We start from the raw sequence: 22955 nt of genomic DNA, 5'->3' as shown, positions 1-22955 counted from the left end.
TTATTCGTTTTGAATTAATGGTTTAAAGTTCCTGCATTTACTACAGGAGTAGCATCTTTATCACCACAAAGAATTACCATAAGATTACTTACCATTGCAGCCCGCCGTTCATCATCAAGATTTACAATTTCTTTCCTGCTTAGTTCATTTAAAGCCATCTCTACCATACCTACTGCGCCTTCTACAATCTTGTGTCGGGCTGCAACAATAGCCGTTGCCTGCTGTCGCTTTAACATTGCGCTGGCAATTTCGTTGGCGTAAGCGAGATAACCTATTCTGGCTTCCAGCACTTCAATTCCTGCAATAAATAACCGTTCTTCCAGTTCTTTTTCCAGCGCTTCACTAACTTCATTTACACTGGAGCGAAGGGTGATATCTTCATCCAGACCTTCATCTGCAAAGTTATCATAAGGATATAAACTTGCCAATTTTCGTACTGCCGCATCTGTTTGTACCACCACAAAATTTTCAAAGTTATTGACATCAAAGGAAGCTTTGTAGGTGTCCATTACACGCCAAACGAGAATGGTGCTTATCATTACCGGGTTTCCTAATTTATCATTTACCTTAAGCCGCTCACTGTCAAAATTCCTTGCCCTTAAGGAGATTTTCTTTTTGGTGTAAAAAGGATTAACCCAAAAGAGACCGTTTTTCTTCACAGTACCTTTGTAATCACCAAAGAGTAATAAAACCCTTGACTCATTAGGATTTACCAGGATCAATCCCGGCAAAATAACTAACGAGACGAAAAAGAATAAAACGAACCAGGCGTTTTTAAGCATTGCGAAGCCTATAATACTTCCAATGAAGAGGATAAGAAAAATAAAAAGCATTACATATCCATTTGACGGATTTAAATCTTTTTCCTGAGTCATGATTATAATTGTTAATTGATATTAAATTGATATCATAAATATATTGAAATAAAATTGAACCGAAATTATTTTTAACATACAATTTGTGTAGCTTGTTTATATTTGCGCAAAAAATTGCCTGCTATGAAATCGTACCTTATGCTTTTCTTTATTTTGTTTGTCTTACAGTTTTCTTTTGCTAATACCGGAGACTGGGGAAAAACCGGTCATCGTGCCACTGCTGAAATTGCTGAATCCCATCTTTCGAAAAAGGCGCAAAAAGCTATAGATAAAATATTAAAAGGAAGAAGTCTTGCTTTTGTGGCAAATTATGCAGATGATATTAAAAGCGATCCGGAATTCAAACAATATGGGCCGTGGCATTATGTAAATATTGATCCTGAAGAGGAGGTTTACAATCGTGAAGAAGCAAATCCAAAAGGTGACCTTGTGCAGGCTATTGAGAAATGTGTTGAGGTTTTAAAGGATAATCGTGCTTCTAAGGAAGACAAGGAATTTTATCTGAAAATGCTGGTTCATTTTATGGGGGATCTTCATCAGCCTTTCCACGCCGGCAGGAGTGAGGATAAAGGTGGAAACGACATCCAGGTAAGGTGGTTTGGCGATGGTTCTAACATTCACCGTGTGTGGGACAGCGGAATGATCAACTCTTTCCAGATGAGTTATACTGAACTTGCAGAAAACACCAGGGAGCTTTCAAAACAACAGGAGGAACAAATAATAGCCGGTAATGTCCTGGACTGGATGTATGAATCCAGGGATACTGCAAATGAATTATACGCTTCTGTAGACACGGGTGAAAAACTTGGTTACGAATATATGTACGAAAGATTCCCTATGGTGCTGGAGCAGTTGCAAAAAGGCGGTCTTCGTCTTGCGAAGGTGCTAAATGAGATTTTTAAATAATTTATTCTATCCTTCTAAACGTAAGGTTTATCCTTTTTCCGGTTTCTTTTTTTGTCTTTGGGAGTTGATGTTTCCAGAAGTGCTGGGTACTGCCTTTCATAATGAGTAAACTTCCATGTTTAAGGATAAGCTTGAATTTTTCATTTTTAGTTTTATGTTTAAAATGAAAATTTCTTTCAGCTCCAAAACTTACTGAGGCAATTTCAGGATTAAGTCCAAGTTCTTTTTCATCGTCGGCATGCCAGCCCATACTATCTTGTCCGTTACGATATTGATTTACTAGACAGGTGGTAAAATGCACATCAGAAACTTCTTCTACAGCAGTCTTTATTTGGAGTATTTCTTCGGAAAAACGTTCAGGCTTCATTGTTAATCCAGAGTAGGTGTAGGTTTTATCATTATTTGCAAAAAGAGCTGTGAGTCTTGGCTGAAGAATTTCTTTGCCAAACATTTTGATTTTGTCCTGCCTCCATTCAATATTTATAAGTAACTTTTTCAAATATGTATCCGCTTCGGCTTCAGAGAAAAATTGTGGAAAATAAAGTAGTTTGGCATTAGGAAGATCAATAATTTCGGGTTTCATTTTATTAATATTGAAGATATTGCCAGGCCCACCACATTAGAAAAAACTGAAGCGGTATCCTAAGGATCAGGATCCATTTCGGAATTCCGGCAGCGGCTTTTTCTGAAGATAACATATAAAAATGAACGAGGAGAAAGACAATAAGCATTAGAATAATGCCATAAACGCCTATGCCTCTTGTTTCTTCAAAAAAAAGTGCTAAACCTAATAGAATTTCTGCGACACCACTTATATATACCAGCGCCTTATGTGCAGGTAAATACCGGGGCATTATACGCATATATATTTTAGGCCTGATAAAATGAAATAGACCAGCAAATATGTAGATTCCAGCCATGAAGTATAGATGCCAGGGTAGGTGCATAATTATTTTTAATGTAAATATAGCGGAAAAATCTTCCTTCTCCAGTTTAGCTAAAATTTATGCTGACTCTCGTAATTAAAAAAACTTGTGTAGGTCGTTGAAATGCAGTACTTTTCATGCCCCTATTATCGTAACTTAACCAGTAAAGAATTGACAAAAAGCTACTACAGGCTTATTCTTTTTCTAACTTCCATACAGGCTTTTGCCCAGCAGAATCCATATACGGATCCTTATCTTGATTCCCTGTACGATGTATCTGCAACTTACTCATACGATTACAATTATTACGATGCGATAACCGAGGCAAGAAATTTAATCCAGGAAGCTAAGCTAAGGGATAATAACCACTATCTTTACCATGCCTATAATATCCTGGGTGGAAGCTATACAGATTTAAAAGATACGCTGCGCGCCAAGAGGAACTACGAGGAGGCGCTTTACCATGCCTGGGAATCTAAAAATGATACTCTTGTACTTTGGGCAAATAACAACCTGGGAAATATTTATTCTGAAGATGAAGAAACAATTCAAATAGGAATAGATTATTATAACGAAGCAATTGCCATTGCAAGAAAAATGGGAATCGAGAGGGAAATTCTTTATCCCACAAATAATATCGCCTGGACGTATATTGACAATGAAAAATATGACAAAGCTGGGCCTTACCTTCGGGAAGTTTGGGATCTGGTGAAAGATTCTCACGAAGAAGACAATTACTTGCTATCACAAATTAATTACCTCACCGGACGATATTTTGTAGGTCAGGGTCAGCTGGAAAAGGCAGAACCATATTTTGAAAATGCTATTTCTATAGCCGAAAAAGATTTATACTTACTGGAGGCAGCGCTGGCCTATGAAGAATATTCTAAGTTGCTTTTCAAATTAGAAAAATATGAAGAGGCCTATCTGGCATTACAAATGTATGAAGATTATAATTCCAAAATTTTTGAACAAGAACGTTTAAGGCAAATTAATATAGCTAACGCAAAATTTGATAATAACGAATATCAAAATAATCTTAAATTAGCAAAAAGAGAGCAGGAGTTTCAGGCGGAAATTATTGAAAAGTCTGATGAGAAGATATTTATAATGATTGTATCATCCATTGTTCTGGTAATCATTCTGTTCGTGCTGAATAAGATTAATCGGGATAGAACCGCACTAATTGAGGAGTTGAAAACCAAGAATAGTGAACTCCAGGAATCTAAGAATCAAGCTGAAAATCTTTCGAGGTTAAAAACACAGTTTTTCTCTACAGTTAGCCATGAGATTAGAACTCCGCTGTACGGAGTTGTGGGATTAACTTCACTCTTACTTGAGGATGATAGTTTAAAAAGGCATCAAAGCGACCTAAAGTCCTTAAAATTTTCTGCAGATTACCTTCTGGCGCTAATTAATGATGTTTTGCAGATGAACAAAATGGAATCAAATCTGGTAAAGCTCGAGAATGTTTCGTTTCATCTTAAAGATTTAATGACCAGTATTTTAAATACTTTTGAATTTGCGCGTATCCAGAACAATAATAATATTCAAATGCAGATTGATAAGGATATTCCATCCTATTTAATGGGCGATCCTGTGCGGCTCTCGCAGATCCTGATGAATCTTGTTGGGAATGCCGTGAAGTTTACTGAAAGAGGGGATATTCATCTTATAGCAGAATTTAAAGAGAAGACAGAAGAAGATACTTATTTAATTAATTTCGAAATAAGAGATAATGGAATTGGCATTCCGGAGAATAAGCAAAAGCATATTTTTGAAGAGTTTTCACAGTTAAACTCTACAAATTACAATTATCAGGGTACGGGACTTGGTCTTCCTATTGTTAAAAAATTATTGCAACTATTTGACTCCGAGATTCACCTTGAAAGTGAGGAAGGGAAAGGTTCTACTTTCCATTTCACTATTGGATTCCAAAAGGATAATTCCAAAAAAGAAGAAAACGTTCCTGTTGTAGAGGATGAGGAAAGAAAAGCAGATACTTTAATTTCTCAAAAAATTCTTATTGTTGATGATAACAGGATTAATCAGGTAGTGACCAGCAGGATTCTTGAGAAGAAAAAATTTATATGTGAGGTTGCTGGTGACGGAGAGGAGGCTATTAAAAAATTGAGGAATAAGAATTATAGTCTCGTTCTTATGGATCTTAATATGCCTGGTATGGGGGGATTAGAAGCTACAAAAGAAATTAGACAATTTAATTCTCTTGTTCCAATTGTTGCATTGACAGCTGTAGAAGTAGAAGAAATGCGGCAGAAAATTTATAATGCAGGTATGGATGATATTATTGTCAAACCATATGATGTTCAGCAATTTTATCAGATTATATACAGAAATCTTTCCGGCAGGAAAATAGCGACAGAAGTTTAGTTCCTTTTTTTCAGTATTAAATGATTTTCCGGGTTTCAGGAATAAAAAAACCGCTTCACTGAATTGCAGTAAAGCGGTTTTTAAATTTAAATATTGCTTGCTTACTTTACCATATCAAAGCTACGCTTAATAAAGGCGGTTAGCTCTTCTCCTTTAAGTAAGTTCTGTGATAATCTGGCCAAATCCAGTGATTGCTTAATAAGACGTTCCTGTTTTTTCTCAGTTTTTGTGTTCAGGATTTCAGAAATTAAATCGTGATTGGTATTTACAACCAGATTATACATTTCCGGCATATTGCCCATTCCAAACATACCACCGCCGCCGGTTTGTTGCATCTCCTTCATACGGCGCATAAACTCAGGCTGAGTAATAATAAGAGGCGCAGCATCACTGTCCATGGCTTCCAATTGCACGGTGTATTTTTCCTTTGGAACAACTTTTTCAAAATCTGCTTTCAGCTTCTCCTTTTCTTCATCAGAAAGTTTGGAGATATTTTCATCTTCTTTTTTGATGAGGTTGTTTACATGATCAGAATCTACCCTTACAAAAGAAAGTTTTTCTTTAGAAGACTCTAGTTTTTGCAGCAAGTGAGAAATAATTGGTGAATCTAAAAGTAGCACCTGGTAACCTTTATCTTTGGCTGCCTGGATGTAGCTGTGTTGCTCATCCTGGTTAGAGGCATAAAGAATCACCATATTTCCGTCCTTATCGGTTTGGTTTTCTTTTATCTTTTCTTCAAGCTCTTCAAACGTATAATACGTATTATCTACCGTAGGATAAAGTGCAAAATTTTGAGCTTTGTCAAAGAATTTATCTTCGGAAAGCATTCCGTATTCAATAACAATTTTAATGTCGTTCCATTTCTTTTCGAAATCTTCACGATTATTGTTGAAAAGCGATTTCAATTTATCTGCAACCTTACGGGTTATATAGCTGGAGATTTTCTTAACTGAAGAATCTGCCTGAAGGTAAGAACGGGAAACGTTTAAAGGAATATCAGGAGAATCTATTACTCCGCGTAACATCGTCAAAAATTCCGGTACAATTCCTTCAACATTATCTGTAACATAAACCTGGTTTTGATAAAGCTGAATTTTATCTTTCTGGATGTTCATATCCTGGCTCATCTTTGGGAAATATAAAATTCCGGTAAGATTAAAAGGATAATCAACATTTAAGTGGATGTGGAATAACGGCTCCTCGAACTGCATGGGATACAATTCGCGGTAGAATTTATTGTAATCCTCTTCTTCAAGCTCGGTTGGCTGCTTTGTCCACGCCGGCTCTGGATTATTGATGATGTTATCTACAGTTTTTGTTTCCGGCTCGGCGTCTTCCGGAGCATCTTCAGGTAATGGAAGAGTTTCTTCGGTAGTTCCAAATTTTATTGGGATTGGCATAAACTTGTTATACTTCACCAATAACTCCTGGATTCTGTTTTCTTCCAGAAATTCTTCATCATCTTCATTTATATGAAGGATAATTTCTGTGCCACGCTCCTGCTTATCTCCTTCTTCCAAAGTAAACTTTGTAGTTCCTTCACAAGTCCAGTGAGCAGCAGGCTCCTCTTTATAAGATTTTGTAAAAATTTCTACCTTATGAGCCACCATAAATGCAGAATAAAAACCAAGACCAAAATGGCCTATAATTCCGCTGTCTTTAGCAGAGTCTTTATATTTTTCCAGGAATTCTTCGGCTCCTGAAAAAGCTACTTCATTAATGTACTTCTCAACTTCCTCTTTGGTCATCCCAATTCCCTGGTCGATAACATGAAGTTTTTTACCTTCTTTATCAACTTTAACTTCTATAACGGGATTTCCGTATTCTACAGACACTTCACCTATACTGGTAAGATGTTTCAGTTTAAGGGTAGCATCAGTTGCATTAGAAATCAATTCCCTCAGGAAGATCTCATGATCACTGTATAAGAACTTTTTAATGAGAGGAAAAATGTTCTCTACAGACACATTAATATTTCCGGTTGCCATATATAATTTTTTATTTGTTAATCATTCGCCTTCATAAGGTCAAAAAAAGTACCATTGAACTGCTGCTGACAAACTGACATAGGAAGATGTAAGGTTTTGCCAGTTTCGGCGTCCAAGTTATAGAATACTATGGAAAAGGAAATATTTAACAAACATTTTGTTTAACATTTACATCTAATTGTTGAACAAGTAATTATATTTGAACAAGAAAAATTAATTGCAATGACAGCTAAAACAGGTACCACTAAGAAAAAACTTGATGAGGATCGTCTTATAAGTTTATATATGAATTATGTTCTGGAGGAAGAGAAGGCTCCGGGAACTGTATATAAATTCTGTAAGGAGAATAATATTAAAGAGCAGGAATTCTACGAGTTTTTTGGAAGCTTTGAAGGACTTGAAAAAGGAATCTGGAAGCGTTTTTATGATCATGCTCTGAATGTAATAGGAAAAAGTCCCGAATATGAATCTTTCTCCAACAGGGAAAAGATGCTTACGTTTTTCTACACTTTTTTTGAAATCCTGACGGCTAATAGAAGTTATGTACTATTTACTCTAAATAAGGGTGATATGCCGCTTAAGAATCTGGAGCAGTTAAAAGGTCTTCGGAAAAGAATAAAATCTTTTGCTGCAAACCTGGTAAGACAGGATAACGAAGAAAAGTCTCTAAAAATTATCAGGCAATCTGAGACTGTGTTTTCAGAAGGCGCCTGGATTCAATTCCTGTTCCTCTTAAAATTCTGGAAAGATGATAATTCCCAGGGATTTGAAAGTACAGATGTGGCCATAGAAAAATCTGTAAATACGATATTTGACGTTTTTGACAGTACACCTTTGGATCGAATAGTCGATTTCGGCAAATTTCTATGGAAAGAAAAAATGGCATAAGCCCTCAATAAATGAAAACAATAGACAAAATACCCACAGGCAAATTAGGTCGTAGCTCCAAAATGGTACGAACCGGTGTGAAAATAGGTGGGAATTATATAAAATATTATAGTAAAAAGGCTTTTAACAATGAGTTGACACGGGATGAGCTGGACGAAAGCAATGCCAGTGATATTTACGACGGACTTAAAAGCCTGAAAGGAAGCGCACTTAAAGTGGCACAAATGCTTTCTATGGAGAAGAATTTATTGCCCAGTGCATATGTGGAGAAATTCAGTCTTGCACAATTTAGTGTTCCTCCATTATCGGCGCCTTTAGTTCGAAAAACTTTTAAAAAATACCACGGAACTTTTCCGGAAGACTTATATGATACGTTTGCAACCCAATCTGTAAATGCGGCCAGCATCGGACAGGTGCACCAGGCTACTAAAGATGGGAAAAAACTTGCTGTGAAAATCCAATACCCCGGGGTTGCAGACAGTATCAGTTCAGATCTGGCGATGGTAAAACCTATTGCGTTGAAAATGTTTAACCTTCAGGCGAAAGATTCAGAAAAATATTTTAAAGAAGTAGAAGGGAAACTGCTCGAGGAAACGAATTATATTTTAGAGGTAGAGCAGAGCATCCATATTTCTGAAGCTTGTGCTCATATTCCAAATCTTAGGTTTCCGAAGTATTATAAAGAATTATCCAGCGAGAGGATTATTACTATGGACTGGATGGAAGGCAAACATCTTAGTGATTTTGCCAAACAGAATAAAGATCCGGAAAAAGCCAATAAAATTGGACAGGCACTCTGGGATTTTTATATGTTCCAGATTCACGGTTTAAAGGAAGTACATGCAGATCCACATCCCGGTAATTTTCTTGTAGATAAAGAAGATAATTTAATAGCAATAGATTTTGGCTGTATTAAAAAAATTCCGGCTGATTTCTATGAGCCCTATTTTTCTTTAACTGAAAGAAATAATTTAGATAATCCTGAATATTTTAACGAGCAATTGCGAAAGCTGGAAATTATTACCGAAGCTGACAATGCAAAGGAAGTTGCTTTCTTTTCTGAAATGTTCTACGAGATGTTCAATATGTTTTCTACGCCATATCAGTCTGAAGAATTTGATTTTACAGATGAAGCTTTCTGGAAGCACCTTACGGCCCTTAGTGAGAGATACTCTAAAGATCCTGAGCTTCGCAAAATGAATGGTAACAGAGGGAGCCGCCATTTTCTATATATGAGCAGGACTTTCTTTGGTCTTTATAACTTGCTTCACGATCTGGAAGCGAAGGTAAACGTGAACAGGTACAAGAAGTATCTGTAATAGTTGATTTATTGGTTAGGTTGTGAAAAGCGCTTTCTCTTCTTGAGAATTGCGCTTTTCTGTTTTTCTCACTTTCCTGGTTTTATCAATATGTTATTATAGTTGTAAAAAAGAGAGATCCTCTTGTTAAATAATGGTAAATATCTTTAAAACAGGTAGTTAATTATTTATTTTGGGATCAATATTAACCATTAAAAAATATATTATGAAAACGAAAACTTTGAGCATATTTAGTGCTTTTTTATTTTTATGCTCGCTAGCTATTGGGCAGGACATGGGGTATAATGATTATGATGGTAACGTGGATGGAACTATCGATCAGGAGGAATTTAATACTCAGTATGGGAATACTTACTCCAGTTGGGATCAAAATAATGATGCAAACGTAGATGAACGTGAATTTTACGACAACACCTTTAGGAACGTAGACCAAAATAGGGATGATGAGCTTTCTGAAGAGGAGTGGAATATGGGTTATGATAATATGTATGGCGATTATGCAGATTCCAGGAGCTTTAACGACTACGACACAAATCGTGATGGTAACATGAGCAGTGAAGAATTCCAGGATAGCTTAGGGGATTCCGACTTTTACAGTAGTTATGACTCTAATATGGATGGTAATGTAGATCAGGATGAAATAAATGAGGGAGTTTACAGGAACATGGATCGTAATCGTGACGGTTCTTTAGACCAAAATGAATTTGATACCTATGGTTCATATTACAACACTATGGGAGATATGTAATCCACTTAAAATTTTTTCAGAAAAGCCTGCATTAGCGGGCTTTTTCTTTTTAAAGGCTATAAAGCATTACACCGAAACTTTAAATGGACATTTCAGGAAAAGTTAATGTTTACTATATTGCGGCCTTCATTTTTGCTGAATTGCTTAAATTGAAGTGGAATAGTAAAGAAAATTCAAAAAAATAGAATATGTATCAATCCAAAATTGCGGGTTTAGGAAGTTATGTTCCGGAAAATGTTGTTACTAATGATGATCTTGCAAAGATCATGGAAACCAATGATGAATGGATCCAGGAGAGAACAGGAATAAAGGAGCGGCGACACATTAAAAAAGGAGATGGCAATTCTACCGCGATTATGGGGGTAAAAGCGGCTAAAATTGCTTTAGAAAGAGCAAAAATTTCAAAAGATGATATTGATCTTATTGTTTTTGCAACTTTAAGTCCAGATTACTATTTTCCTGGCTGCGGCGTACAGGTACAGGAAATGCTTGATATAAAAACCTGTCCTGCTTTGGATGTTCGAAATCAGTGCAGTGGTTTTATTTATGCCTTATCAGTTGCAGATCAGTTTATTAAAACGGGTATGTACAAAAACGTACTGGTTATTGGAAGTGAAAATCATAGTGGTGGATTGGATATGACAACACGTGGGCGTTCGGTTTCAGTCATTTTTGGAGATGGGGCAGGAGCAGCAGTTCTTACCAGAAGTGATCATAACAGCCAGGGCATTTTATCCACTCATTTACATTCTGAAGGAAAACATGCACTGGAGCTTTCTTTGCGTGGTCCCAGTACAAATCATTGGGTGCCGGAGATTATTGCTGAAAATCCGCAGGGGGATGATATTCCATATTATCCGTATATGAACGGGCAATTTGTCTTTAAAAATGCAGTCGTACGTTTTTCTGAAGTAATTATGGAAGGGCTTTCAGCAAACGGTCTGGAAGTAAAAGATATTGATATGCTCATCCCGCACCAGGCAAACCTCCGGATTTCACAATTTATTCAGCAGAAGTTTCAACTAAATGATGATCAGGTATTTAACAATATTCAAAAATACGGAAATACAACAGCGGCTTCAATTCCTATTGCTTTAACTGAAGCCTGGGAAGAAGGAAAGGTGAAAGAGGGAGATGTAGTGGTGCTTGCTGCCTTTGGTAGTGGTTTTACCTGGGCAAGTGCAGTAATACAATGGTAGAAAACGTAATTATACAGGTTCTGAATTTTCTTCAGAACCTGTCTTGTCATAGCAGTAATTATGCGCGGTTATAATATTTGTACAGGTCGTAAATCCCAAAGCCGATAAAGCCCACTGCGAGCACCATTCCGAGAATATCTTCTTCAGGAGAATTTAAGCGGTAAAAAAGCCTGTAACTTCCATATCCTATAAAAGCTATACCTAAAATCAGCTGCCAGATATTTCTTTTCTTTTCCGGTCTTTCCGGCTCACTGCTATTCATCCTCAAAATCCTTTGGGAAAGTTTCTCTGGCTATTTTCACGGCTTCGTCATAATGATCTTTGACTACAAACAAAAGGATTTGTCCCCGCAGTCCGCCACCAAAACCTGCCCTTAATCCGGAATCAAAATCATTCCTTACTCGGGAAGATATTCCTTCCTTCTCAAACAGTTCCTGTAAGTATTGAACGTTCGGTTCAGAACCTGTATAAACATGTTGATAGCCTTGGTCTGTATCCATAATTTTATACGTTTTATGATCTAAAATACGAATATCACTACTCGCAAACAGGGGCTTTATGCAGAGTTTAACGTTCTAAGCGTTATAATACTTGCTGTTCCAGATTTCGCTGCTAAAATTTTTTCCTTTTTTTATTCCGAAGAAAATAGCAAGACCTGCCACCCATTTAATCATAAAAAAGAAGATCATAAAAAATTCGGCAGTAGTTTGTCGGGGGGAGAACAACCCATCTGGCACCAGTAAAGTGAGTAGAAAACTTCCAAGAAGTAGAATAATCGCAAAATTTTCTATTGTCCTAAAAGGCCACATTAGAAGCTTTCTATAGGGGCTCAAATCATTTCCCCATTTATGTACAAGATAAAAATAGTCGTTTCCCATGGGAGCCATTAACACTGGGTCATCTGCATTTTTAAGCTTAAAAAGCCTGGAAGGGGCAAGTATTTTAAATCCTTTTAAAGAAGTACCATGATTTTCTTCCAGCCGTTTTATTTCAATAAAAGCTTCATGTGGAATATCCCCTTTAAAGAATTTGGTACTTAAAAACCGCAACCTGTAAAATATACATATCTTTTCAATGTCTGAAATATGGAAAATCCTGTTGCTTTCTAGATAATCAAAATTAAAGTTATTTTCATCTGCCGCAGATCCATTCTTCAGTGTTTCCAGGATAGCAATTTTTTCCTCTTCAGCAGTTTTAAAAATACTCTGAACCTGTTGCAGAATTTTTTCTTCAGAAATTCTCTTATTGCGGGACTTTAAAAGTTGAGTTTGGAGATTTGTTCGTGGGAGGTTCAGCTTCATGTATCATTTTCTTTAGCATCCAGCACTAAATTAGGGATTTAACTTCTAAAATACCAAATAAAGTTTTTGGACAAACGTTAATAATCAGGTTCAGGAAAAACAGCAGGTCGATAATTGACATTTTTGACCACCTGCTTAATTTGTTCTTTTCTAATGCTGCTTTCCTGTTTATAGGAAATTAAGAATTGTTTATTCTTTCATTGCATTTGCTGTTAAACTTAATTAAAAGTCCCTGAAAGGCTTTATTTTTAGGCACATTAGGTCTAATTTTAACAATCGTAAAAAGAAAAATAATAACTATGAAACATTTTAAACCTTATCTGCTCATTTTATTGGCAACGCTAACACTTGCAGCCTGTGGATCTGGAGCTGGACCTACAAAAGATAATGCTAAAAAACTTAAGAGCTACGACTCTTATGCATATTTGCCAAATAAAGACACTATCAAAAGTCGTAAGTTGGACAATGCTGCAATTCAGGAGAATATTATAGAATCAATTAATATGAATTTGCAGGAGGAGGGATATGTGCTGGATAAAGGTCAGCCTGATGTCTTAATTTATGTACATGCTATGTTTGATGAAAACATTGCCGGTACTGCAGATCCTGTTTTTACCAGCTATTCTTATTACAAGCCGGGACATTACATTGGTGCTTATTATGAGCCATATACGTATGAAAACTATTATACTGTCCAGAGAATAAGCGGAAGTGCTGCTGCGCAACTTCCTTATGCCGAAAGAACTATTGTAATTGATTTTATAGATAGAAGAACTAATGAAATTCTTTGGAGAGCACATAGTTCTGAAGAAATTGGAACGCGCAGAATGGAAAGTGATATTCAGGAAAATATAGATGAAGTTTTTAAAGACTTTCCATAGTAGGGTAAGACTGAAAATAATTTCAAAATAAAAAACCGTGTAAAATCACTTTTACACGGTTTTTTTATGTTTAACCTATTACAGTTCTTATCTCAATTCAGCATGGAGATCTTTTTCAAATCTTTGCTGAAGTTTACTCATAATCTTATCCACCTGCTTATCTGTAAGCGTTTTATTTTCATCCTGAAACATAAAACTTACCGCATAGCTTTTTTTACCTTCCGGAAGGTTACTTCCCTGGTACACATCAAAAAGGTTTACAGCTTTTAAAAATTTCTTTTCGGTTTGTGTTGCAATGGCCTGGATATCTTCATATTTAACCGACTCGTCCAGTAAAAGTGCAAAATCCCGTCTTACCGCAGGATATCTAGGAATCGCATTGAAGGTGATTTTTTGTGTTTTTACAAGTTCGATTACCGCATCCCAGTTGAAATCAGCAAAAAGAACTTCCTGATCGATATCAAAATATTTTAAAATTGACTTTCGAACCACTCCAAACTCTACCAGTTTGGCTTTTTTGGAACTCATTGCAACTCCTTCAGAAAATAAATCAGACTTAGCGGAACCGGCTTTAAGGTTTTTAATTCCCAATCGGTCCAGAACCGATTCCACAACTCCTTTCAGATAGAAAAAATTCCCTCTGTTCTCCTGAGAATTCCATCCTTCCGGATTTCTGTTTCCAGATACAAAAACCGACAAATGTTTATCTTCAACCCGACCGCTAATGTAGTTATGGTAGGTTTTACCAAACTCAAAAAGCTTCAAATCACTGTGACGGCGGTTAATGTTATAACCCACTGTTTCAAGCCCCGAGAACAACAACGATTGCCTCATCACACTAAGATCCTGACTAAGCGGATTAAGCATTTCCACGCTATGTTCCTCCTTTATTTGCTCACTTAGTTTTACGTACGCTGGACTGGTAAGTGAATTTGCCATAGTTTCATGGAAACCCTGTCCCGTCAACTGGTTGGCGATGATATTCTGTAATTTATAATCTTCATACTTCGAAGAATTGGCAACAGAAATTTTTAATTTCTCCCCAATTTTGATATTGTTATAACCGTACACCCTGAGAATTTCCTCAATAACATCAGATTCCCTCTGTACGTCCACCCTGTAAGAAGGAATTGTTAGTCCCATTCCTGTTTCGGTAACATTATTTACCCTTATTTCCAAGGACGCCAGGATTGACTTTATAGTCTCTTCCTGAAGGTTTTCACCTATGAGTTTATTTACTTTTTCAAAGGTTAGGAATACCTGAAAATCTTCAATTTTCTTCGGATAAATATCATCAATATCGCTGGTAATTTCACCGCCTGCGATTTCTTTGATCAACAGTGCAGCACGTTTTATGGCATATTCAGAAATGCTGGGATCGATTCCACGTTCGTACCTGAAAGATGCATCGGTATTTAATCCGTGTCTTTTTGCGGTTTTCCTGACGCTAACCGAATTAAAGTATGCGCTCTCCAGGAAAATTTTGTTGGTATTTGCTGAAACTCCGCTTCCCTGTCCGCCAAACACACCGGCAATGGCAAGAGGTTTTTCGGCGTCACAAATCATCAAATCTTCTTCATGAAGTTCTCTTTCAACTTCATCTAGAGTGGTGAATTTTGTTCCTTTTTCCAGTGTTTGAACTTTTATTTCTCTTCCTGCAATCTTATCTGCATCAAAAGCGTGCAGCGGTTGCCCCAGTTCGTGCATAACGTAATTCGTTACATCTACCACGTTGTTCTTCGGGTCAATACCAATTGCCTTTAAACGATTTTGCAACCATGTAGGTGAAGGTTCAATCTTTACTCCAGAAAGGGTTACCCCGCAATATCTCGGCGCAAGACTGGAATCTTCTACGTGTATAGGAATTTTAAGGCTTCTGCTATCGACGTGAAAACTACTAACCGATGGGGTGATCAATTCTAAATTCTTCCCTTGTTGTTTATAACCAGCCTTTAAATCCCTGGCTACACCCCAGTGGCTCATCGCATCTGCACGGTTTGGGGTAAGGCCGATTTCAAAAACATGATCATTTTCAATATCAAATATTTCTGCAACAGGCGTTCCGGGAACCAGTTCGTTATCCATCACCATAATCCCTTCGTGGCTTCCGCCGAGTCCGATTTCCTTTTCTGAACAGATCATCCCGTGGCTCACTTCTCCGCGTATTTTTCCCTTTTTGATGGTCCATTCTTCCCCGCTTTCATCATACAGTGTAGTTCCAATTGTTGCCACCGGCACTTTTTGTCCGGCTGCAATATTAGGAGCACCGCAAACTATTTGTACATTCTCACCATTTCCAAGATCTACAGTGGTAAGGTTCAACCTGTCGGCATTGGGATGTGGATTACAGGTTAGCACGTGGCCAACCACAACTCCTTCCAGTCCGCCTTTTATGCTTTGGAAAGAAGTAATTCCTTCTACTTCAAGCCCAAGATCTGTTAGTAAATCTCCGGTTTCGACCGGATTTTCAGGGAGTTTTATGAATTGCTTTAGCCAGTTGTAAGAAATTTTCATCGGGTTCTGTTTTCAGACAGCAAAGATAGTACTACGATTGATTTTAGCATAAATTATAAGTGATTTTTGAAGTGCTCCAAAAAATTAGAAAACCGCTTCATATTTATCTTTTTTGCTAAAGAATTTTGAGATCTCTTGCCTCTTTTAAAGCGACGCCTCAAAAATGGCAATTATCGACCTGTAGTTTCACCAGGAAACCACGAATAATTTTTTATACCCGCAGCAACTTTCCACTTTCCACTCTTCTCTTTTCTCTTGTTTCCTGCCTCTTGTATTGTTTCCTAAAGCTCAGCAATCCTTAATTATGATACTAACTAATATAATTCCAGATATTTTTATGTTTCACGAGTTGAGCGTAGGTGTATTTTAGAACGGCATTTTTTTCTAAAGCGAGGTCCGGATCTTCTTTCAGAATTTGCAGCGCATGATGTCGTGCAGTTTTTAGAATGTCGTTGTCTTTAACAATATCTGCAATTTTTAAATTGAGAACTCCGCTTTGCTGGGTTCCCATCATATCTCCGGGACCGCGGAGTTTCAAATCGACTTCGGCAATTTCGAATCCGTCGTTGGTGCTCACCATGGTTTTTAAGCGGGTTTTGCTGTCGTTGGAAAGTTTATGTCCGGTCATAAGAATACAAAAACTTTGCTCGGCACCCCGGCCAACCCGGCCACGTAACTGGTGCAATTGTGAGAGTCCGAAACGTTCTGCACTTTCGATAATCATCACACTGGCATTTGGTACGTTTACGCCGACTTCAATAACAGTGGTGGCGACCATAATTTCTGTTTCCCCGCGCACAAACCTGTCCATTTCGTAATCTTTATCTGCCGGTTTCATTTGTCCGTGCACAATCGAAATCTGGTTATCAGGAAATTCCCGCGCGATACTTTCGTAGCCATCCATAAGATCTTTGTAGTCCATTTTTTCAGATTCCTGGATCAACGGATAAACAATATAAATTTGCCTTCCCTTCTGAATTTCTTCTTTTATAAATCTGAAAACCTTCAGACGGTTGCTGTCATAACGGTGGACCGTTTTTATCGGCTTTCGTCCCGGTGGCAATTCATCTATAACCGAAATATCGAGATCGCCATAAAGGCTCATCGCCAGGGTTCTCGGGATTGGAGTAGCGGTCATCACCAGGATGTGTGGAGGCAATGTATTCTTTTTCCACAATTTCGCCCTTTGTGCAACTCCAAATCTATGCTGCTCATCAATAATCGCGAGTCCAAGATTTTTAAATTTTACTTTATCTTCCAACAGGGCATGCGTACCAATGAGGATATTAATTTCCCCATTTTCGAGCTTTTCATGGATTTCTCTTCGCTTCTTTGTTCTTGTGGAACCGGTTAGAAGATAGATGCTGATATTCAACTCGCTGCACAGTTCCTTTAACCCCTGGTAATGCTGAATAGACAATATTTCTGTCGGCGCCATTAAACAGGCCTGGAAGCCGTTGTCGAGAGCGATTAGCATAGACATTAAAGCAACAATGGTTTTTCCAGATCCTACATCGCCCTGCAGTAACCGGTTCATTTGTGCGCCGCTGCCAAGATCACTGCGTATTTCTTTAATCACCCGTTTTTGAGCATTGGTAAGTTCAAAAGGAAGATGCTCCTTGTAAAAATCACCAAAATTTTCGCCAATCTGATCAAAAACAAATCCCTTTATCTTCTTTTTCTGAAGCATGTTCTTGATGAGCAACTGCAACTGGATATAGAATAATTCCTCAAATTTTAACCGGAACTGTGCTTTTGCCAGCAGCTCCTGGCTCTTCGGAAAGTGCACGTTAAACAGCGCTTCTGCTTTGGGAATCAGTTTTAGTTCCTCCCGGATTCCGGTGGTAAGTGTATCGTAAAATTTTCCGTTGGTCTCCAGGAAAAGTTGCTGCATGATCTTATTGATCATCCGGTTACTCACACCTTTCTTCGACAGCAATTCTGTAGAAGGATAAACAGGTTGCATCACTGTGCGCAGCTGTTTTTTATACTCTTCAACCAGTTCCATTTCGGGGTGCGGCATACTGAACATGCCATTAAACCAGTTGGTTTTCCCAAAAATCACGTAGGGTGTATTAATTTTCAGGTTTTCACGAATCCATTTATGCCCTCTAAACCAAACCAGTTCCATTTTGCCGGTATCATCCACAAAATCGGCCACGAGCCTTTTTCCGCGTTTTTGTTCAACGGTTTTAAGGTGGGTGATTTTTCCTACGATTTGTACTTCTGCAGACGTTTTTTCCAGGCTGGAAATCTTGTAAAACCTGGTTTTGTCGAGGTAACGATTCGGAAAAAAATTAAGAAGATCCTGGTAGGTATGAATGCCGAGCTCCTTCCGCAGCAGATCGGCGCGACCGGGACCTACTCCTTTCAGGTAATCTATGGGCGTTTGCAGGATGTTGGGCTTCATGGAAACGAAGATATTAAATCCCGCTAAAATTTTGTGAGGAGAGCGGCAATGGATTTACAGTAGGACGAAAATTGCCATTTTTGAGGCATCATCAGTTTTGGCCCTTCATATTTTTGTAAATTTAAACTTTATTGTAACCTTCAGCATGAAAAAGATTTTCCAGGGCCTGTTTTTTCTAATTTCAATAACAGGAATCGCTCAAAATTCAGAATTCTTAGATCAAATTCAGGATGTTGACTTCAAAAATGTCAATGCAACGGTAACTATTCTTCCGGAAGAGGAAAAAGTAGCGGGGGAAGTCGAATATTTGTTTGAAATTCTTCAATTTACAGACTCCATCTTCATCGATGCTCATAATATGGATTTTGAAGAGGTGATGCTGAATGGAAATAAAGCCGAATTCAGCAATGATAACAGGCGACTATGGATAAAGGGCAATTTTCGACCTTCTGAAGGGAATAAACTCACGCTGAAGTATTCTGCAACCCCAAAACAGACAATGTATTTCATTAATTGGGCTGCTCCAAAAGCTGTAAATGCGCCGCGACAGGTCTGGACCCAGGGGCAGGGAAAATATACTTCGCATTGGTTACCAAGTTTTGATGACATGCAGGAAAAGGCAATTTTCGACCTGCAGTTTAGGTTTAGGCCAGGTTATGAAGTTATTGCAAACGGAGTGCTTCAGGAAAGAGAAGTCTTAAATGATTCTGTTGTACAATGGAGCTTCGATATGGAGCAGCCAATGAGCAGTTATTTGGTGGCCGTGGCAGCGGGAAATTATAGGAAAGAGGAAAAAATAAGCGCTTCGGGAGTAGAAATGCTGCTTTATTACGAACCTGAAGATTCTTTAAAAGTAGAGCCAACTTATCGCTATTCTAAAGAGATATTTGATTTTTTGGAGCAGGAAATTGGGGTGGATTATCCGTGGCAAAATTACAAGCAGGTGCCGGTTCAGGATTTTTTATATGCGGGGATGGAGAACACGGGAACGACCATATTTTCCAATGTTTTTGTGGTGGATTCTATAGGATTCAATGACCGGAATTATGTAAATGTGAATGCTCATGAACTGGCGCACCAGTGGTTTGGCAACCTGGTTACAGAAACCGGGAGCAAAGATCACTGGCTGCACGAGGGATTTGCAACTTTTTATGCACTGCTGGCCGAAAAGGAAATCTTTGGCGAAGATTATTATTACTGGAAGTTATACGAAAGTGCAGAGCAACTAAAGGATATGAGTGACGCCGGTAAAGGCGAATCTGTTTTGAATCCTAAAGCCAGCTCGCTTACTTTTTATCAAAAAGGTGCCTGGGCGCTACATATTTTACGCGAAAGGGTAGGGGAAGAGGCTTTTAATGAGGCTGTGAGAAATTATTTGAATCAGTATAAATTCAGTACGGTTACTACCGATAATTTTATTGCTGAAGTTGAAAAAACCTCAGGTCAGGATCTTTCAGATTTTATTGAAAACTGGCTAAAACAGTCGGCTTTTAAAGCAACTGATGCTTTAAACTCGCTGAAGAAATCCCAGTTTATTACAGATTATCTTGCCATTGCCGGCTTACGGGAAGTTCCGTTACCTCAGAAATTCACCAATTTAAATGCTGCGCTAAACTTTCCGGTTAATGATTATATAGGTCAGGAAGTGGTTTTTCAACTGGCCGGAAATACTTCTGAAGAAGCTAAAATGCTTTACGAAAAAGCCTTTGAAACTAACAATCTCTATGTAAGGCAGGCGATAGCAATGAGTATGGATCAAATTCCGGCGGAGTTAAAGACTGAATATGAATCGCTCTTAGAAGATGATTCCTATCTTACAAAGGAGACCGCGCTTTACAATTTGTGGATGCAATTCCCCAAAAATCGCAATACTTACCTGCAAAGAACCGAGGGAGTCACAGGATTTATGGATAAAAACGTTGAAATTTTATGGCTGGCTTTAAATCTGGCTACTCCAAATTTTCAGGCGGAAAAGAACCAGGAAATTTTTGAGCAATTGAGTGATTATACTTCTCCTTATTACCACTTCGGAACGCGGCAAAATGCCTTTGGTTACCTTTATCAGCTTAATGCGTTTACAGATAAGAACCTGAAAGATTTGCTGCAGGGAACGCAGCACCATACCTCGAGCTTCCGGAATTACTGTAAAAAATTGCTGGAAGAACTTCTGAAGCAAGAGGAATACCGGAAAAAATTTCAATCTTTAGCTGATGAAGTTCCGGAGAAGCAACGGGAATTTCTACAGACAAATTTAAACAATTAAATGAAGGCACTCGTAATTTCAGGAGGAGGCAGCAAAGGCTCTTTTGCAGGTGGTGTGGCGCAATTTCTTATACGAGAACTGGACCGGGATTACGATCTTTACCTTGGCACTTCTACTGGAAGTCTGCTTATTTCTCACCTGGCGCTCAATAAAACCGAAAAAATTCAGGATGTTTTTACTTCAGTAAAGCAGTCGGATATTTTTAGCAATCGTCCTTTTCTAATCAAAAGAAAACACGGATTTGATCAGATTAGCATCAATCATTTTAATGTTTTCCGGAACCTTCTAAAAGGAAGAAAATCCTTCGGCGAAAGCAAAAATTTAAGAAAGCTGATCCAAAAAACACTTTCCCGTGAAGAATTTGAAGAACTGAAGCAAAGCGCAAAAGACATTGTTGTGACGGTTTCAAATTTATCTCTTAACGACGTGGAATATAAATCTATTAAGGACTTTAGCTACGAAGATTTTTGCGACTGGATCTGGATTTCAGGAAATTATACTCCGTTTATGAGCCTGGTGCAAAAGGAAGGCTGCGAATATGCCGATGGTGGATTAGGATCTATGGCTCCTATAGAAGAAGCCATTAAACGTGGTGCGACCGTGATTGATGCTATAATCCTGCAGACCGAGGTAAATTATTTAAACCGGATGCCTTCAAAGAATGTATTTTCTTTAATAACAACTTTATTTCAGTTTATGCTGGACAGGATCGAAAATCAGAACATAAAAATCGGAAAATTTGCCGCAGCGAATAAAGATGTGATCATTAATTTCTATTATACACCCACAGTATTGACTACCAATTCCCTTATTTTTGATGAGAAGAAAATGAAGGTCTGGTGGAAGAGCGGCTATGACTATGCAAAAATTGAAGAATGAAGAAGTTAATCAAATAGAAATTTAATGCGGGCACTGGTAATTTCGGGAGGTGGTAGTAAAGGAGCTTTTGCCGGAGGAGTAGCACAATATCTTATAGAAGAAGAGAAAAAGAAATACGATCTTTTCCTGGGAACTTCTACGGGAAGCCTACTTATACCTCATCTTGCCGATGGAAATATTAAAAAGGTACACGAGATTTACACCAATGTAGATCAGCATAAAATATTTAGTGTCAATCCTTTTATTGTCAGGAAAAAGGACGGGCGCGAATATATCACCATCAACTACTTTAATATGTTCTGGCAGTTCATTAAACGAAAACGGACGTTTGGTGAAAGCAAAAATCTAAAGAAACACATCAGAATTCATTTTACTGAAGAAAATTTTAATTCGCTGAGATCGAAAGTTAAAGATGTTGTGGTGACCGTTTCCAATCTTTCCAAAAACCGGGTGGAATATAAGTCTATCCATGACTTTTCTTATGATGATTTTTGTGACTGGATCTGGATTAGTTGTAATTATATTCCTTTTATGAGCCTTGCCACAAAAGACAATTGTGAATATGCCGATGGAGGGTTGGGCTGTGTTGTTCCAATTCGGGAAGCAGTAAAGCGCGGCGCAAAGGAAATAGACGCCATTATTCTGGAAGCCGAAAATATGGAATACAACAAGGTACTGGGAAGAAATCCTTTTTCTTTAATGATGAACCTCTTTGGGTTTTTGCTGGACCAGGTGGAATATCACGATATAATCGAAGGAAAACTTGCAGCTATTAATAAGAAGGTAAAACTGAATATTTACTATACACCTACGAAACTTACCGAAAATTCGCTGGTCTTTAATAAAAAGGCCATGACCGAATGGTGGCAGCAAGGTTTCGATTATGCCAAAGCCAAAAATGAAGAAAAAAGAAAATCGAGCAGCTTTTTCAGTAGGTTTTCTTTTTAAATAATCTTTCGCACTTCCTTTCTTATAAAAGCCAGGGCAGCATCTGTAGGAGCTTGTTTTTCCATGAGAGCGTTGAGAATCACTTCCCTTAGTTTGCCTGCATTTTCTACTTCTTCTCTGGAAGCTGCCTTTCTAACTAAACCAATAGTGGCATTTTTTGCTGTTTTAATGTAGTCCCAACAATCTGCAGTAACATATATTTGTTGGGCGAGGTTATGTTCAAATTCCTGCTCTATAGTATTTACCAGCAAATTGGCATAAGCATTTGCATCTTCGCTAACAGGTTTTACTCTAAAAAGGATCTTCCCGGGGGAGATGCGTTCCAGAAATAACGTCATTCGTTCATAAGCCTGTAATTTAATAGGAAGCGCAGTCTTTTGATTTTCCCTGTGTAGCAGAAATATTCTCCTGGACTCTTCAGTTTTGGAAGTGGTGTGAAAAAAGTAAAAAGCTACCGCACCTACAATTATAGCAGGAAGAAGAGTTAAAAGAAGCTGTATAAGATCATTGGTCATATAA

At 37.9% G+C, this 22955-nt stretch carries 20 protein-coding genes; 10 read left to right on the top strand and 10 right to left on the bottom strand.

The genetic code is table 11. The annotated features are described in order from the left end of the window. Positions 1-14 precede the first annotated feature (14 nt). A complete protein-coding gene (locus tag RM549_RS01945; RefSeq protein WP_311680136.1) occupies positions 15-875 on the bottom strand; it encodes an SPFH domain-containing protein in 861 nt (286 codons plus the stop codon). A 123-nt stretch (positions 876-998) separates the two neighbouring features. Between RM549_RS01945 and RM549_RS01940 the strand changes: the two genes are divergently transcribed. After that, entirely contained in the window at positions 999-1781 is a 783-nt protein-coding gene (locus tag RM549_RS01940) for a S1/P1 nuclease (RefSeq protein WP_311680134.1), read from the top strand. Position 1782: 1 nt separating this feature from the next. Here RM549_RS01940 and RM549_RS01935 read toward each other — a convergent pair whose 3' ends face one another. Both RM549_RS01935 and RM549_RS01930 read right to left on the bottom strand, forming a co-directional pair. Further along, a complete protein-coding gene (locus RM549_RS01935; protein ID WP_311680132.1) occupies positions 1783-2364 on the bottom strand; it encodes an alpha-ketoglutarate-dependent dioxygenase AlkB family protein in 582 nt (193 codons plus the stop codon). A 4-nt stretch (positions 2365-2368) separates the two neighbouring features. Then, a complete protein-coding gene (locus RM549_RS01930) occupies positions 2369-2728 on the bottom strand; it encodes a DoxX family protein (RefSeq protein ID WP_311680130.1) in 360 nt (119 codons plus the stop codon). A 150-nt stretch (positions 2729-2878) separates the two neighbouring features. Between RM549_RS01930 and RM549_RS01925 the strand changes: the two genes are divergently transcribed. Beyond that, on the top strand, positions 2879-5098 hold the full coding sequence (locus RM549_RS01925; protein ID WP_311680128.1) for a tetratricopeptide repeat-containing hybrid sensor histidine kinase/response regulator: 2220 nt from the start codon (positions 2879-2881) through the stop codon (positions 5096-5098). A 101-nt stretch (positions 5099-5199) separates the two neighbouring features. On the opposite strand, the gene htpG is transcribed toward RM549_RS01925, so the two are convergent. Continuing rightward, positions 5200-7086 (bottom strand): molecular chaperone HtpG, encoded by a 1887-nt coding sequence (htpG, locus tag RM549_RS01920; RefSeq protein ID WP_311680126.1) that lies wholly within the window; start codon positions 7084-7086, stop codon positions 5200-5202. A 222-nt stretch (positions 7087-7308) separates the two neighbouring features. On the opposite strand from htpG, the gene RM549_RS01915 reads away from it, so the two are divergent. The 4 genes from RM549_RS01915 (at position 7309) to RM549_RS01900 (ending at position 11240) form a co-directional block, all read left to right on the top strand. Then, positions 7309-7974: a TetR family transcriptional regulator C-terminal domain-containing protein gene (locus RM549_RS01915; RefSeq protein WP_311680124.1), complete on the top strand. Its 666-nt coding sequence runs from the start codon at positions 7309-7311 to the stop codon at positions 7972-7974. Positions 7975-7985: 11 nt separating this feature from the next. Continuing rightward, positions 7986-9293 carry an ABC1 kinase family protein gene (locus RM549_RS01910; protein ID WP_311680122.1) on the top strand — a complete coding sequence of 436 codons (1308 nt, stop codon included), beginning with the start codon at positions 7986-7988 and terminating at the stop codon, positions 9291-9293. 205 nt (positions 9294-9498) lie between these two features. Next, the gene (locus RM549_RS01905) at positions 9499-10041 is read left to right on the top strand and encodes an EF-hand domain-containing protein (RefSeq protein WP_311680120.1); all 543 of its coding nucleotides are present in this window, start codon (positions 9499-9501) and stop codon (positions 10039-10041) included. A 188-nt stretch (positions 10042-10229) separates the two neighbouring features. Further along, positions 10230-11240, top strand: a complete 1011-nt coding sequence (locus tag RM549_RS01900; protein ID WP_311680118.1) for a 3-oxoacyl-ACP synthase III family protein — start codon at positions 10230-10232, stop codon at positions 11238-11240. 58 nt (positions 11241-11298) lie between these two features. Here RM549_RS01900 and RM549_RS01895 read toward each other — a convergent pair whose 3' ends face one another. From RM549_RS01895 to RM549_RS01885, 3 genes are all read right to left on the bottom strand, one after another. Next, a complete protein-coding gene (locus RM549_RS01895) occupies positions 11299-11502 on the bottom strand; it encodes a hypothetical protein (RefSeq protein WP_311680116.1) in 204 nt (67 codons plus the stop codon). Beyond that, entirely contained in the window at positions 11495-11740 is a 246-nt protein-coding gene (locus tag RM549_RS01890) for a putative signal transducing protein (RefSeq protein ID WP_311680114.1), read from the bottom strand. The genes RM549_RS01895 and RM549_RS01890 overlap by 8 nt, the downstream gene beginning before the upstream one ends. Positions 11741-11815: 75 nt before the next feature. Then, positions 11816-12541 carry a hypothetical protein gene (locus tag RM549_RS01885; protein ID WP_311680112.1) on the bottom strand — a complete coding sequence of 242 codons (726 nt, stop codon included), beginning with the start codon at positions 12539-12541 and terminating at the stop codon, positions 11816-11818. 299 nt (positions 12542-12840) lie between these two features. Here RM549_RS01885 and RM549_RS01880 point away from each other — a divergent pair, with 299 nt between their 5' ends. Beyond that, positions 12841-13422 (top strand): DUF4136 domain-containing protein, encoded by a 582-nt coding sequence (locus RM549_RS01880; RefSeq protein ID WP_311680110.1) that lies wholly within the window; start codon positions 12841-12843, stop codon positions 13420-13422. 87 nt (positions 13423-13509) lie between these two features. Here the strand turns inward: RM549_RS01880 and pheT are convergent, their stop codons facing one another. Both pheT and recG read right to left on the bottom strand, forming a co-directional pair. Then, entirely contained in the window at positions 13510-15936 is a 2427-nt protein-coding gene (pheT, locus tag RM549_RS01875; protein WP_311680108.1) for a phenylalanine--tRNA ligase subunit beta, read from the bottom strand. 310 nt (positions 15937-16246) lie between these two features. Continuing rightward, complete coding sequence (recG, locus tag RM549_RS01870; RefSeq protein ID WP_311680106.1) at positions 16247-18346, bottom strand: ATP-dependent DNA helicase RecG; 2100 nt, start codon at positions 18344-18346, stop codon at positions 16247-16249. Between the two features lie 145 nt (positions 18347-18491). On the opposite strand from recG, the gene RM549_RS01865 reads away from it, so the two are divergent. From RM549_RS01865 to RM549_RS01855, 3 genes are read left to right on the top strand one after another with little or no spacing between them, the layout of a single operon-like run. Beyond that, on the top strand, positions 18492-20609 hold the full coding sequence (locus RM549_RS01865; RefSeq protein WP_311680103.1) for a M1 family metallopeptidase: 2118 nt from the start codon (positions 18492-18494) through the stop codon (positions 20607-20609). Next, positions 20610-21488 (top strand): patatin-like phospholipase family protein, encoded by an 879-nt coding sequence (locus tag RM549_RS01860; protein ID WP_311680101.1) that lies wholly within the window; start codon positions 20610-20612, stop codon positions 21486-21488. Positions 21489-21512: 24 nt separating this feature from the next. After that, positions 21513-22436 (top strand): patatin-like phospholipase family protein, encoded by a 924-nt coding sequence (locus RM549_RS01855; protein ID WP_311680100.1) that lies wholly within the window; start codon positions 21513-21515, stop codon positions 22434-22436. Here RM549_RS01855 and RM549_RS01850 read toward each other — a convergent pair. Beyond that, positions 22433-22951, bottom strand: a complete 519-nt coding sequence (locus tag RM549_RS01850; protein WP_311680098.1) for a DUF7935 family protein — start codon at positions 22949-22951, stop codon at positions 22433-22435. The genes RM549_RS01855 and RM549_RS01850 overlap by 4 nt on opposite strands. Between the last annotated feature and the right edge of the window lie 4 nt (positions 22952-22955).

This window comes from Autumnicola patrickiae (genome assembly GCF_031846525.1).
GTDB classification, from domain to species: Bacteria; Bacteroidota; Bacteroidia; order Flavobacteriales; family Flavobacteriaceae; genus Autumnicola; species Autumnicola patrickiae.
The sequence above is the reverse complement of the archived record's forward strand: the minus strand, read 5'-3'. Positions and strand labels throughout refer to the sequence as shown.

Excerpts from the sequence above, each read along its gene's own strand:
- RM549_RS01910 (WP_311680122.1), top strand. The coding sequence starts at position 7,986 with ATGAAAACAATAGACAAAATACCCACAGGCAAATTAGGTCGTAGCTCC.
- RM549_RS01905 (WP_311680120.1), top strand. The coding sequence starts at position 9,499 with ATGAAAACGAAAACTTTGAGCATATTTAGTGCTTTTTTATTTTTATGC.
- RM549_RS01865 (WP_311680103.1), top strand. The coding sequence starts at position 18,492 with ATGAAAAAGATTTTCCAGGGCCTGTTTTTTCTAATTTCAATAACAGGA.
- RM549_RS01895 (WP_311680116.1), bottom strand. The coding sequence starts at position 11,502 with ATGAATAGCAGTGAGCCGGAAAGACCGGAAAAGAAAAGAAATATCTGG.
- RM549_RS01850 (WP_311680098.1), bottom strand. The coding sequence starts at position 22,951 with ATGACCAATGATCTTATACAGCTTCTTTTAACTCTTCTTCCTGCTATA.
- htpG (WP_311680126.1), bottom strand. The coding sequence starts at position 7,086 with ATGGCAACCGGAAATATTAATGTGTCTGTAGAGAACATTTTTCCTCTC.
- RM549_RS01855 (WP_311680100.1), top strand. The coding sequence starts at position 21,513 with ATGCGGGCACTGGTAATTTCGGGAGGTGGTAGTAAAGGAGCTTTTGCC.
- RM549_RS01930 (WP_311680130.1), bottom strand. The coding sequence starts at position 2,728 with ATGCACCTACCCTGGCATCTATACTTCATGGCTGGAATCTACATATTT.
- RM549_RS01900 (WP_311680118.1), top strand. The coding sequence starts at position 10,230 with ATGTATCAATCCAAAATTGCGGGTTTAGGAAGTTATGTTCCGGAAAAT.
- RM549_RS01860 (WP_311680101.1), top strand. The coding sequence starts at position 20,610 with ATGAAGGCACTCGTAATTTCAGGAGGAGGCAGCAAAGGCTCTTTTGCA.
- RM549_RS01885 (WP_311680112.1), bottom strand. The coding sequence starts at position 12,541 with ATGAAGCTGAACCTCCCACGAACAAATCTCCAAACTCAACTTTTAAAG.
- RM549_RS01890 (WP_311680114.1), bottom strand. The coding sequence starts at position 11,740 with ATGGATACAGACCAAGGCTATCAACATGTTTATACAGGTTCTGAACCG.
- RM549_RS01915 (WP_311680124.1), top strand. The coding sequence starts at position 7,309 with ATGACAGCTAAAACAGGTACCACTAAGAAAAAACTTGATGAGGATCGT.
- RM549_RS01940 (WP_311680134.1), top strand. The coding sequence starts at position 999 with ATGAAATCGTACCTTATGCTTTTCTTTATTTTGTTTGTCTTACAGTTT.
- RM549_RS01945 (WP_311680136.1), bottom strand. The coding sequence starts at position 875 with ATGACTCAGGAAAAAGATTTAAATCCGTCAAATGGATATGTAATGCTT.
- RM549_RS01935 (WP_311680132.1), bottom strand. The coding sequence starts at position 2,364 with ATGAAACCCGAAATTATTGATCTTCCTAATGCCAAACTACTTTATTTT.
- recG (WP_311680106.1), bottom strand. The coding sequence starts at position 18,346 with ATGAAGCCCAACATCCTGCAAACGCCCATAGATTACCTGAAAGGAGTA.
- pheT (WP_311680108.1), bottom strand. The coding sequence starts at position 15,936 with ATGAAAATTTCTTACAACTGGCTAAAGCAATTCATAAAACTCCCTGAA.
- RM549_RS01880 (WP_311680110.1), top strand. The coding sequence starts at position 12,841 with ATGAAACATTTTAAACCTTATCTGCTCATTTTATTGGCAACGCTAACA.